This window comes from Paenibacillus glycinis (genome assembly GCF_009909185.1).
In the GTDB taxonomy this organism is placed as follows: Bacteria; Bacillota; Bacilli; order Paenibacillales; family Paenibacillaceae; genus Paenibacillus_Z; species Paenibacillus_Z glycinis.
The window spans coordinates 18,311-30,352 of sequence record NZ_JAAAMV010000025.1; the positions used below are offsets into that span (position 1 = coordinate 18,311).

A 12,042-nucleotide genomic window follows, 5' to 3' on the forward strand; every position below is an offset into this window, starting at 1 on the left:
CCGAAAAGCCTCCCGCGGCGGGCTTGTCCCGGCCGAAAAGCGGCCGTGCGCGAATTGCGATTCCAGTCGGGCTTATCTATACAGGGCCCGTAGGTTAGGGCTATATTTGAGGCGAGCCCGGCGGCAGTCCGCTCAGCTTCTCCAGCCTGCGGCAAATCTCGTGCTGCCACTCGACGTCCCCGGCCATGGAAGCGGCCAACGATAGATTGTGCAGATTGGCGAGTTGTCTGACATGCATGGCATTGACCGCCAAGCAGTGTTCGAAATCCGCTTGCTCTTCCCCGGTCAGATGCCGGCCCCCGCGAATGGTCCACAGCTCCGCAAGCCGTTCATGTATCGGCAAAATGGTCATGCTTCGCGCCTCCCTCAATCGTCTCACACTACTAGCCAGTATGACCAAAAAAGAAAGCTTCCAAGCGGAGGTCAAGCGATTTTCCGAACAAGCGCGGAAATCCCCGCGCCGAAATCGATCGTTCTGCTACTAGTTTACAGCGTCGGCGCGCACTCGGTACCTTGACCGCGAAAATAGAACCGAGCGGGGAAACGGAGACGCGCAAAAAGGCCGTCCCTCGTCCGATGGCGGGAGAGACAGCCTGTATGCAAGCCGACGTAAGGCGGGACGATCGCAGCCGGAACGATCGAGGCAGCTGCCCGATTCTCGAGCCGATCGACCGCTTGTCCGGCTTGTTTGCGCTCTAAAACCCTCGTCCTACGCCTGTTCGACATACACGGGATTCGTCATGCAGGTCATGACGGACCGCTTCAGTCCTTCCACGTCGCGGCGCGCCTCCAGCCGGTAGAACAGCCGGTCCGCTGAGCCTTGGAAGCGCAGGCGAACGTGAGCGTTCTCCGCTTCGATTCGTTGAGGCGCGACGCCGGATTCGGCGGAAGCCCCGGCCGGAATCGCCGGCACGCAGCCCTTGTCCTCCTGCGCATCGAAGGCCAAGATCGCGGCGATCTCCCGCTGCACGGTCCAGCCGGCTTCCGCGGCTTCCGCCTCCCAGCCGCCCGCATCCGAGTTGTCGGCCGGGACGACGATGTCCCATACGGCTTCAATGCCGCGGTCGGACCATAACGCGACGCGGTCTCCCTTGGCGCTGCAGATATCGATGGTCAGCGGCACGCCTCCCTGCTCCTCGACGGCATGACGCGGAATCGTATCGCCGATGCCGTACTTGCCGGAGGCGAGCGCCATGCAGGTTTCGTCGGGGTCGAACTGCAGCACGACGCGGCCTTGGCGGATGCCCGCCAGCACGCCCTGCACCGTATCGGCTTCCGTCCAAACGGAAGCCGTCGGACGGCCGTGCTTCACGAACCGGTCCTCCCGGTGCGCGTCGCTGCCGCCCAAGGCGATTATCCGGCGGCCCTGCGCAAGCTGCTCCTGCCACCAGGCCAGCGCGCGTTCGTTGAGCGTGCGCCACGGTCCGTTCCATACCTCGATCGCGTCGAACGGCACGTCAAAGCCGAGCTCCCACGGGCAGGACGGACAGAACGGATGATTCAGCGACACGAAGCCTCCACGCTCCCGCGCTTCCCCGAGCGCCTCTTCGGCTTGCTCCGGGGTCGTCACGCGAAAATCGCGCAGCGCATCCGGAACGCCGAGCACGTTGGCATGGCCGAAATAGCTCGTCAGCTCCACGCCCGGAATCAGCAGCAGCTGCTCGTCCGGAGCAAGCGCCGCGAAATTTTGCGAGGCCGTATTATGATCCGTCAGCGCCATGAATTCGAGCCCGCGGGACTTGCAGGAATCCTTCGCCTGTTCCATCGTGTAGCTTCCGTCGCTGTGCACGCTGTGCATATGAAGGTCGCCTTTCATCCAGCGTCCGTGCGGCCTGGCGAATTCCACCTCGACGATCACTTCCGCGCCGCCTTCGGGAATCTTGTACGCTCCGAGCAGCACGGCCCATTCGCCCTCGGCGATCGGTCCCGCCAGATAGCCCGGGGTCGCCTTCTCCGTGCCGACGAAGAACGCTTCGCGGGCGCCTCCGCTCCAGCCGACGATCCGCTCCGGCGAACGGAGCCCGATATCGACGACCGGCCCCGACGCGCCTCCGCGTTCGTAACGGTACGCGATATCGATGCGCTCCACCGGTCCCTCCACCGCGAAAGCAACCTCCAAGTAAGACCGTTCCTCGTGCTTGCCGATCGGCCGGCGCAGCACGAGCCGTTCTTTCTTCGTCTCCATCATGCGTCCTCCTATTCTTTGCTGGCGCCGAGCAGGATGCCTTTCATGAAATACTTCTGCACGAACGGATACACCGCGATCAGCGGCAGGATGCTGATGACGATACCCGCCATCCGCACGTTCGTGGTCACCATGTAAGTGCCGGAATTGCTGCTCGTGTCGATAATCATCGCTTTCAGCGCCACCTGCAGCGTGTATTTCATGGAATCGTTAATGAACATGACCGGCGCCGTGAACATGTTCCACCGTCCGACGAATTCGAACAGCGTCACGGTCGCGAGGCCCGCGGCCGCCAATCGCAGATACATCGTCAGGAAGATGCGGAATTCGCCGGCGCCGTCGATCTTGGCCGATTCCGACATCTCGTACGGCACGTTCAGGAAGAAGCTGCGCATGAGCAGGATCGAGAAGCCGGATACGAGGCCCGACAGCACGAGAGAGCTCAGCGTATTAATGAGATGCAGGTCTTTATTGACCACGTAAAGCGGGATCATGATCGCTTCCTGCGGCACCATCATCGTAATCAGGATGAATGTCAGCATCACCTTCTTCCCCGGCAGGCGGGGATAGATGAATACATAGCCGGCCAAGCTGGACAGCAGCACGTGCAGCGTCGTGCCGATGACGGTCACGATGACGCTGTTGAGCAGCGGCCGCCAAATATCGAGGCTCTTCCATACGATCTGGTAGCCTTCCGCGCTGAACTGCTTCGGCCACAGCACGATTTCCGGCCGCATGGATGCGATGCCCGAGGAAAAGGATAGCGCGAGCACGTTAATAAACGGAATGATCATGGTCAGCATGAGCGCCAGCAGAAACAAGGCGTTCAGCATGTCGAATGCTTTATTCTTCCAGCCAAGCCGTTCGAATCGATCGGACATTGTCGTTACACCTCATCAAATCGTGTCATTCGCCGCACGACGAGCGTCAGCGCGAGCGTCAATACCAGGACGAAGAAGCTGGCCGCCGCCGCGGGACCGAGCTGAATCTCGAGAATCCCCTTCTGGAACGTATACATCATGAGCACGTCCACCTTCGAGGCAATCGTGGGATTGCGCAGGATGAACACTTGGTCGAATATCCGCAGGATGCCGAGCGTATTCAGCAGGAAGACGACTTTCATCGTGTTGCTGAGCTGCGGCAGCGTCACGTACGTCAACTGCTGCCAGCGCGTCGCGCCGTCCATGCGCGCCGCCTCGTAGAGCGACGGATTGATCGACACGATCCCCGCCAGGAACAAGATGCACGTGTAGCCCATCTCCTTCCACGTCGAGAGGAGAATCATGATCCAACGCGCATAGCCGGAATCCGCCAGAAAATTGATCGGCGCCCGGTGAAACACGTGGACCAGGATCATGTTCACGATCCCGCTGTCCGGCGACAGCATGAAAATCCAGATTCCGCCGACCACGACCCAAGAGAGCAGATGCGGCACGTAGAGGATCATTTGCGCCATCTTCTTGAACCAGGTCCGCAGCACTTCGTTCAACGACAGCGCGATGACCAGCGGCGCGACGAAGCTGAAGAGGAGAATGCCTCCCCCGATGACGAGCGTGTTGACCATCGCTTCCCAGAACAGCGAATCATGCAGCACCGCGTCGTAGTTCGCGAACCCGACGTATGGGCGATCGCCCATCAACTTGTAATCCTGTAAGCTGGTCTGCAGCCCTTTCACGAGCGGGTAATAAGCGAATACGAGAAAATAGGCGATCACCGGCACCATCATGACGTAAAGCGCGCCGTATTTCTTCAACAATCTCATGCTTTTATCCACGTCCTTATCTGGTAAACGGTACCATTATCGGGCTGAAATGAAGGCAAGCAGGGGATCCGTGCTCCCCTGCCCGCTTGTCGTTCGAATGCGTCCGAACGGCTTACTCGTCGATCAGTTTCTTGCCAAGCAGCTCTTCGTGCATCTTCTTCACGGCTTCCGAGGCGTCCATTTGGCCGGACATCGCTTTGAGCGCGTAATTCTTGACGATCTTCTCGGCGTCGGGCCAGCCAGGGAGCGATAGTTCGAGCGTCGCGTCCTTCGTCACGAGATCCTGCGCTTCCTGAACGCCGGGCAGTTTGCCGAACGGATATTTCACGTTCTGGTTGTACCAGAACGGCACCCCGTGGTCCATGTTGTGCTCCGTGCCGGTCGGCGTCAGCTTGTACGCGTCGCCTTCCTTGGTGAAATCTTCGTTCTCGATGCCCAGGCTTCCGAGCGTGATGCCCGGTTCCGTATGCCAGAACTCCAGGAATTTCTTCGCGGCGTCCGGATGCTCGGCGTTGGCCGGAATGATCCAGAAATCCGGGTCTCCGCGGCGCATGAGGATGGTGCCGTCCGCGCCCGGAATGCCTTCGAGCGCTTCCGCTTGGAAGGTCGTGTTCGGATCCGCTTGTTTGCGCGTATTGTTGAACATGCCGACCCATGCATCCCAGTACGTGACCATGCCGACGCGGTCGGAGAGGAACAGGTTGCGCATTTTGCCCGTGTCGTTCGTCACGAAGTTCGGATCCATGATGCCTTCCTTCACGAGCTTCGCGAACCATTCGTACATCGGAACGGCCGCTTCGGTCGCGTACGGAATCGTGCGTTTGCCGTCCTTCATCACGTAGTGCGCCTTCACGCCGGCCGCGCTCATGAAGCCTTGAATATCGTAGAGGTCGGACGTGCATAGACCGTACGTATCGTTCTTGCCGTTGCCGTCGGGATCCTTTTCCTTGAACGCTTTCAGCACGTTGTAGTACTCGTCGAGCGTCTTCGGTTCTTTCAAGCCGAGCTTGTCGAGCCAGTCCTTGCGGACGATCGGCATCGTGCCGCCTTGGAATTTGCTGAACACGGCGACGATCTTGCCGTCCTTGTCCTTCAGTTGATCCCATTCGGCCGTCGGAACGACGGATGGATCGGACAGCACCGTCGATTTGGTAACGAAATCGGTCAGATCCGTAACGACGCCTTGGTCCACGAAGGTAGCCAGCTTGCCGAGGTCGCTGAGCTCGATCAGATCGTACTTCTCGCCGGAGCCGAGCGCGGTCAGCACCTTCTGGTCGTAATCGCTCGCCGGCTTCTCGATGGAAGCGTCGATGCCGGTCAGGCGCTTGATCTCCGCTTCGAACTTCGCGTTCTCTTCCGGCGTCTTGCCGCCGACGTTGGCGTCGAGGATGCGCAGCTTCATGTCGCCGGCCGGCGCGTTAGCCGGCGCATCGGCAGGAGCGTTGGCAGGGGCGTTGGCGTTATTGCCTGCCGCCGCGTTCGAATTGGCCGCGTCGTTTGTTCCGCTATCCGAACCGCAGCCGGACAACAGCATCGTACTCGCGACGGCAACCGTCGACATTGTCAACCATACTTTTTTCATTCGTTTGAAACCTCCTGAAATATAATCGCGATTAGTAATCTTGATCGGAGCGACAAATCGACTGTCAACAAGCGCGCAAGCTTATAACAACGATGAAACAACTATGAAAAGGACCGGCTTCTTGGCCGCCTTACCGGCCTCGCGCGCCCGGAGCCGCGCAAGAGCCGCGAATGACGAGCTCCGTCGGGACAAGCACGCGCTTGGCGCTTTTCTGAGCCGCGTTCAGCTGCTCGAGCAGCAGCTTCAGCGCTTCGACGCCGAGCCGGTCGGCATGGAGCCGGACGCCGGTGAGCGGCGGCGAGAATTCCGGCGAAAGCACGGTGTCGTCGCTGAACGCGAAGACCGACAGCTGTTCCGGAATGCGCAGGCCAAGCCGTTCCGCCGCCTTGTAGACGCCGAGCGCCATCATGTCCGTATCGGCGATGACCGCCGTAATGTCCGGCGAGGCCGTCAGCATGGCGAGCGCCGACTCGTAGCCGAAGGCATGAGCCGATTCGCCTTTCAGCGGCTTGTGCAGGATCAGATCGGGCTTCGGCTGCAGGCCGGCTTGCTTGAACGCGCTCCTGTATCCTTCGCCGCGGTCCGCCGAAACGGTTCTCGAGACCGGCGCGTTCAGAAACAGGATTTCCGTATGCCCCAGTCCGATCAGGTAACGGGTAACCTGGGCGGCCATGCCGACGTTGTCGTTATCGACGTAGCTGACCTGCGCCTCGTAAGGCGCCGGCGGGCGGCCGATAATGACGATGGGCATGCCGCTCTGAAGCCGATCCTCGATCCTGCCGTCCGATGCGATGGGATCCAATAAGATCTCGCCATCCACCGGATCCGACGAGATGTTCTCGACTTGACTGAGGTAGGCGGGCGACAGCGCATTGACCAGAAGGCGGTAGCCGTTCTCGTAACAGACGCGCAGCACTCCGTTAAGCAGGGAGTGATGAAACTGACCGAATTCGAGCGACTCGCCGCGGATATTCAGTCCGAGTATGCGGGTGGAGCGGCTTACGAGACTTCGCGCCCAATAATTCGGTTTGTAGTGCAGCGACTTGGCAGCGGCGAGTACGCGCTCGGTCACTTCTTTGCTGATGGGTCGTTTTTTGCTGAACACGCTCGAAACGGTACCCTTGGATACGCCGGATGCCTTCGCGACGTCGTCGATGGTAGCCAAGACTCGTTGAACCTCGCTTTCTCCCCTGGTGATCCGATGTGGGAACGGTACCGGATTCGTTTCTAAGCTTAAACCGGTTTTGTAAATTCCGTTTCAATTCCATACTTAGTTATTGTAAAATTCGATGTTTTCTTTGAAAATCGTGAATTTCAGTTGGTATTTAGGCATGATTTACCACTAATTAGGAATAAAGTAGCATTAAACCGCTTTAACAAAACCTTATCTTTCAAATTATATTCATGATGTTACAATGGAACCCATCTTGTCTCGGAAAGGATGCGCATGAAGATGATAGGAACGATATTCAGCGGCATGAACGGCATTGCCGTCGGCGCGCACCGCGGCGCTTCGGCTTATGCGCCGGAGAATACGATGGCCGCCTTCGAGCGGGCCGCGGCTTGCGGGGCCGAGCTGATCGAGCTCGACGTGCAGTTGACGAAGGACGGGGAGATCGCGGTCTTCCACGATCTGAAGATCGATAAAACGACGAACGGGCATGGTCCGTTAAGCGACTATACGCTGGCGGAGCTGCGGGAGCTGGATGCCGGCTCGTGGTTCTCGGAGGCCTATGCCGGCGCGCGCATCCCGACGCTGGCGGAGACGCTCGCTTGGGCCCGGGACCGAATCTGGCTCAGCATCGAGATGAAGCAGCCGAAGGACCTTGAGGAGGTCGAGCTGGCTCATCGAACGGCCCGGCTCGTGGCCGAGCATGGCATGAACGGCCACGTACAGCTGATGTCGTTCCAGCACCGGCTCGTGAAGGCGGTGCGCGACGTGAATCCGAACGTGCTGACGGCGCCGATCTGCGCGCAATGGGTGGAAGATCCGATCGAGCTGCTGCAGGGCTTGCAGGCCCAGATTATCAATACCCCCGTGCAGCACCTGTCCAAGGAACGGGTTGACCGGCTGCACGAGCACGGCTTCTACGTCTACGGCAGCATGTCCGACGATCCCGGCGTGTTCGCCAGGCTGCGGGCCATGGGCGTCGACGCCATGGACACCAACATCCCGGACGTGATGCGCGGGCTGCGGGATCAAGCGCCGAACGAAGCGGAACACGCCGGCCAATAACGCGCGTTCCTAAGCTTCGGGTCGGAACCCGGCATTACGATGAAGCAAAAAAAAAGAACCTCCGCAGCCGTGCAGGATCGCACGATTGCGGAGGTTCTTCGTTTTACTCGATAAAGCCGAGCAGCATTTCGCGGATGACTTTCGCCGCGACGATCTGCGTTTGCTCGGTCGGGTCGTACGCCGGCGCGACCTCGACGAGGTCGCAGCCGATCACGTTCACGCCGGAGCGGGCGATGGCATGAACCGCGTCGATCAATTCCTTCGACGTGATGCCGCCGGCTTCCGCCGTTCCCGTGCCCGGCGCCGCCGACGGATCCAGCACGTCGATGTCGATCGTCAGGTAGACCGGACGACCCGCCAGCTCGGGCAGCACTTGCTTCAGCGGCTCGAGCACCTCGAACGGATGGAAATTGATGTTCTCGCGGGCAAACTGCCACTCTTCGCGCGAGCCGGAACGAATGCCGAATTGGTAGACGTTCTTGCCGCCGATGAGGTTGGCCGCTTTGCGCAGCGGCGTGGAATGCGAGAGCGGCTCGCCTTCGTACGACTCGCGCAGGTCGGCGTGGGCGTCGAAATGAATGATCGCCATGTCCGGGTATTTCTTGTAGACCTCTTGGAAAATCGGCCACGAGCACAGATGCTCGCCGCCGAGGCCGACCGGCATCTTGCCGTCTTCCAGCACGCCGGCCACGAATTCGCCGATGATGTCGAGCGAGCGCGCCGCGTTGCCGAACGGCAGAAGCAGGTCGCCGGCGTCGAAATACGCGATATCCTCGAGACTGCGGTCGAGATACGGGCTGTACTCTTCCAGGCCGATCGACACCTCGCGGATGCGCGGTGGGCCGAAGCGCGAGCCCGGGCGGAACGAGACGGTGAAGTCCATCGGCATGCCGTAAATGACCGCCTTGGACGCGTTATAGTCTTCCGAGCTTAGAATGAACACGTTGCCGGAATATTTCTGATCGAGTTTCATGGTCGCGGTTCCTTTCTTATTCGAACAGACTTGTTTCCAAGTCTTGGTTATTCAACGAGACTTGTTGTCCAAGTCTTATCTTATTGAACGAGACTTGTTTCCACGTCTTATCTTACTTCACGAGATCTTCGACGAATTTCGGCAGCACGAACGCCGCTTTGTGCAGGCGCGGAGAATAGTACTTCGTGTCGATCTCCGGAATGCTGGATTCGTCGACTTCAAGCGGATCGTATTTCTTGCTGCCCATCGTGAAGGTCCACAGGCCGCTCGGGTACGTCGGCACGTTCGCCCAGAACACGCGCACGATCGGGAATACTTCCTTCACGTCCCGGTTGACGCTCGAGATCAGGTCCGGCGTGAACCACGGGTTGTCCGTCTGCGCCACGAAGATGCCGTCTTCCTTCAGCGAATCGTAGATCCCTTGGTAGAAGCCGCGCGTGAACAAATTGACCGCAGGGCCGACCGGCTCGGTGGAATCGACCATGACCACGTCGTATTCGTTCTTGTGGTCGTGGATGTGCATGAAGCCGTCGTTCACGATGACTTCGACGCGCGGGTCGTCCAGGCCGCAGGCGATGTTCGGCAGGTATTTCTTGGAGTATTCGATGACCTTGCCGTCGATGTCGACGAGGACCGCTTTTTCCACGCTCGGGTGCTTCAGGATCTCGCGGATGACGCCGCCGTCGCCGCCGCCCACCACGAGCACTTTCTTCGCGTTCGGGTGCGTGTACAGGACGGGATGCGCTACCATTTCATGATAGACGAACTCATCCTTGTCGGTCGTCATGACCATGCCGTCCAAGACGAGCATCGTGCCGAATTCCTCGGTTTCGATCATGTCGAGCTTCTGGAATTCCGTCTGCTCGCTTACGTACGTTTCTTTGATTTTGGCCGTGATGCCGTAAGTCGGGGTTTGCTTCTCCGTGTACCACAATTCCATCGGTCGATCCCTGCTTTCGTGTATGTATGGTCAATCATTGATTCATGAGGTCCAATGTTCCAATCTGTATTATAAGTTAACCGGGGGAAAATGCAACCTTCTGCGAATCCTACACAAAAATTTCATACCCCCTCCCGCCCCGCCTGAATAGCGCGACCCAATGTTTTCCATACTAGTGGGATAGCGATGGTTAACGTTAGGAGGCATCAAGAATGAGCTGGTATCGTATCAAGCAAGGCGGCGGGAAGCGCCGTTTGCCGATTGCCGTTCGGATCGAGCGGTGGATGCCGCTGCTGCGCCGGCTGCGCAAGGGAATGCTCTATGCGGGCGGAACGCTGCTCGTATTGTTCATGGCCGCGTTCGGCTTCTTATATTATTTGCGGATGCAGGCGCTTCCGGCTACGTCCGTCAGCCAGACTTCGCAAATGCTGGATCTGCAGGGGCATGTCATGGACACTTTTCATGCCGGGGAGAACCGGCAGTCCGTGCCGCTGAAGGACATCTCGCCGTATCTCGTCGAGGCGACGCTCGCGATCGAGGATCAGCGCTTCTACGACCACCTCGGCTTCGACGTGAAGGGCATGGCGCGGGCGGCCCTCGTGAACATCGAGCATCTCTCCCGGGAGCAGGGCGCAAGCACGCTGACGCAGCAGCTCGCGCGGAACCTGTATCTGACGCATGAACGGACCTGGTCGCGGAAGCTCAAGGAAGCGATGTACACCATCCAGCTGGAGATGCATTACTCCAAGGACGACATCCTCTCCATGTACCTGAACCAAATCTATTACGGCCACGGCGCCTACGGGGCGGAAGCCGCTTCCGAGCTTTACTTCGGCAAGCACGCCTCCGAATTGACGCTCGCGGAAAGCGCCATGCTGGCGGGCGTACCGAAAGGGCCCAAATACTATTCGCCCTACATGGACATGAAGAACGCGAAGGACCGGCAGCGGACCATCCTGCAGACGATGGCGGACCAAGGCATCATCCAGCAGGTCGACGCCAAGGCGGCAGGCGCGGAGCTGCTGAAATTCGTTCCGCTCGGCACGAGCAAGCAGGCCGGCATCGCGCCGTATTTCCGCGATTACGTCCGCTATCTCGCGGTCGATAAGCTCGGCATTGACGAGCGGCTGCTGAGCGAGGGCGGCATCCGCATCTATACGACGCTCGATCCCGAGGCGCAGCGCGCGGCCGAAGAAGCCGTCGCCGCCGGCTTTCCGGCTACCTCCGAGCAGCAAGCGGCACTGGTGTCCATCGACCCGCGCACGGGCTATATCAAGGCGATGGTCGGCGGACGCAATTACAAGACCAACCAATACAACCGCGCGTTCGCCACGACGCGCCAGCCGGGGTCGTCGTTCAAGCCGATCCTGTACCTGACGGCGCTGCAGCAAGGCTCGCTGACGCCGGTCTCCCAGTTCACGAGCGCGCCGACGGTCTTCACGTACGACGACGGCCGCAAGACGTATGCGCCGAGCAATTACAACGACAAATACGTGAACGGGCCCATCGACATGCGGACGGCGATCGCCACCTCCGACAACATCTATGCGGTCAATTCCATCATGAAAGTCGGACCCGCGAACGTCATCGACATGGCGCGCAAGCTCGGCATCGACAGCCCGATGCAGCCGGTCCCGTCGCTGGCGCTCGGCACGTTCCCCGTCAGTCCGTTCGAGATGGCCTCGGCCTTCGGCACGTTCGCGAACGGCGGCGTCCGGGTCGAGCCCACGGCGATCCTGCGCATCGAGGACAGCAAAGGCGAGGTGCTGTACGAAGCCAAGCCGGCTTCTACCCCCGTCGTCGACGCGGCGCATGCCTACGTGCTGACGAGCCTGATGGAGAGCGTGTTCGACGCGGGCGGCACCGGCAACCGGGTATCCGCCGCGATCAAGCGCCCCGTCGCCGGCAAGACCGGCACGACCGCGACCGACGCCTGGCTCGTCGGCTATACGCCGGAGCTGGCGACGGCCGTCTGGGTCGGCTACGACAAAGGGCGCAAGCTGACGCCCGCGGAGGCGCACCGCGCGGCGCCGATCTTCGCCGCCTATACGGAAAAGGCGCTCTCGGCGGTGCCGCCGAAGATCTTCCCGCTCCCGGACGGGGTCGTCTCCGTCTACGTCGATCCCGAGACCGGCAAGCTGGCCGGCAAAACCTGCAAGACGCGGCGGCTGGAAACGTTCGTCAGCGGCACGCAGCCGGTCGAAGTATGCGGCGCGCACGGCGATACGGCCGCATCCGCCGGCGGCGACAACGACGCGAAGGCCGAGCAGACGAAGGGCTGGTGGAAACAGCTCAAGCGCTGGTGGTCGAATTAATCGGCGCCGCGCATAGGTTTGAAGCGATTCAAGACGGACCGAATTGCGA

General features: G+C 60.1%; 10 protein-coding genes. 2 read left to right on the forward strand and 8 right to left on the reverse strand.

All coding sequences use genetic code 11. From position 1 onward, the window contains the following. Positions 1 to 100: 100 nt before the first annotated feature. The 6 genes from GT019_RS24510 to GT019_RS24535 all read right to left on the reverse strand — a co-directional run bounded on the left by GT019_RS24510 (position 101) and on the right by GT019_RS24535 (position 6,694). Positions 101 to 352, reverse strand: a complete 252-nt coding sequence (locus GT019_RS24510; RefSeq protein ID WP_201755576.1) for a DUF7667 family protein — start codon at positions 350 to 352, stop codon at positions 101 to 103. A gap of 357 nt (positions 353 to 709) precedes the next feature. Continuing rightward, the gene (locus GT019_RS24515; RefSeq protein ID WP_161746071.1) at positions 710 to 2,185 is read right to left on the reverse strand and encodes a CehA/McbA family metallohydrolase; all 1,476 of its coding nucleotides are present in this window, start codon (positions 2,183 to 2,185) and stop codon (positions 710 to 712) included. Positions 2,186 to 2,196: 11 nt separating this feature from the next. Next, positions 2,197 to 3,066, reverse strand: a complete 870-nt coding sequence (locus GT019_RS24520; protein ID WP_161746072.1) for a carbohydrate ABC transporter permease — start codon at positions 3,064 to 3,066, stop codon at positions 2,197 to 2,199. Positions 3,067 to 3,071: 5 nt separating this feature from the next. Further along, entirely contained in the window at positions 3,072 to 3,947 is an 876-nt protein-coding gene (locus tag GT019_RS24525; protein ID WP_161746073.1) for an ABC transporter permease subunit, read from the reverse strand. A 112-nt stretch (positions 3,948 to 4,059) separates the two neighbouring features. Next, the gene (locus tag GT019_RS24530) at positions 4,060 to 5,529 is read right to left on the reverse strand and encodes an extracellular solute-binding protein (RefSeq protein WP_161746074.1); all 1,470 of its coding nucleotides are present in this window, start codon (positions 5,527 to 5,529) and stop codon (positions 4,060 to 4,062) included. A gap of 130 nt (positions 5,530 to 5,659) precedes the next feature. Further along, positions 5,660 to 6,694, reverse strand: coding sequence for a LacI family DNA-binding transcriptional regulator (locus GT019_RS24535; protein ID WP_161746075.1), 1,035 nt, complete (start codon positions 6,692 to 6,694; stop codon positions 5,660 to 5,662). Positions 6,695 to 6,982: 288 nt separating this feature from the next. Between GT019_RS24535 and GT019_RS24540 the strand changes: the two genes are divergently transcribed. After that, positions 6,983 to 7,765 (forward strand): glycerophosphodiester phosphodiesterase, encoded by a 783-nt coding sequence (locus tag GT019_RS24540; RefSeq protein ID WP_161746076.1) that lies wholly within the window; start codon positions 6,983 to 6,985, stop codon positions 7,763 to 7,765. A 103-nt stretch (positions 7,766 to 7,868) separates the two neighbouring features. Here GT019_RS24540 and speB read toward each other — a convergent pair whose 3' ends face one another. Further along, on the reverse strand, positions 7,869 to 8,738 hold the full coding sequence (speB, locus tag GT019_RS24545; protein ID WP_161746077.1) for an agmatinase: 870 nt from the start codon (positions 8,736 to 8,738) through the stop codon (positions 7,869 to 7,871). A gap of 112 nt (positions 8,739 to 8,850) precedes the next feature. Continuing rightward, positions 8,851 to 9,678, reverse strand: a complete 828-nt coding sequence (gene speE, locus GT019_RS24550; protein WP_161746078.1) for a polyamine aminopropyltransferase — start codon at positions 9,676 to 9,678, stop codon at positions 8,851 to 8,853. 212 nt (positions 9,679 to 9,890) lie between these two features. Between speE and GT019_RS24555 the strand changes: the two genes are divergently transcribed. Further along, positions 9,891 to 11,993 carry a transglycosylase domain-containing protein gene (locus tag GT019_RS24555; RefSeq protein ID WP_161746079.1) on the forward strand — a complete coding sequence of 701 codons (2,103 nt, stop codon included), beginning with the start codon at positions 9,891 to 9,893 and terminating at the stop codon, positions 11,991 to 11,993. Positions 11,994 to 12,042 lie beyond the last annotated feature (49 nt).

Coding starts and splice junctions, on each gene's coding strand:
- GT019_RS24510 (WP_201755576.1), bottom strand. CDS start 352: ATGACCATTTTGCCGATACATGAACGGCTTGCGGAGCTGTGGACCATT.
- GT019_RS24515 (WP_161746071.1), bottom strand. CDS start 2,185: ATGGAGACGAAGAAAGAACGGCTCGTGCTGCGCCGGCCGATCGGCAAG.
- GT019_RS24520 (WP_161746072.1), bottom strand. CDS start 3,066: ATGTCCGATCGATTCGAACGGCTTGGCTGGAAGAATAAAGCATTCGAC.
- GT019_RS24525 (WP_161746073.1), bottom strand. CDS start 3,947: ATGAGATTGTTGAAGAAATACGGCGCGCTTTACGTCATGATGGTGCCG.
- GT019_RS24530 (WP_161746074.1), bottom strand. CDS start 5,529: ATGAAAAAAGTATGGTTGACAATGTCGACGGTTGCCGTCGCGAGTACG.
- GT019_RS24540 (WP_161746076.1), top strand. CDS start 6,983: ATGATAGGAACGATATTCAGCGGCATGAACGGCATTGCCGTCGGCGCG.
- speB (WP_161746077.1), bottom strand. CDS start 8,738: ATGAAACTCGATCAGAAATATTCCGGCAACGTGTTCATTCTAAGCTCG.
- speE (WP_161746078.1), bottom strand. CDS start 9,678: ATGGAATTGTGGTACACGGAGAAGCAAACCCCGACTTACGGCATCACG.
- GT019_RS24555 (WP_161746079.1), top strand. CDS start 9,891: ATGAGCTGGTATCGTATCAAGCAAGGCGGCGGGAAGCGCCGTTTGCCG.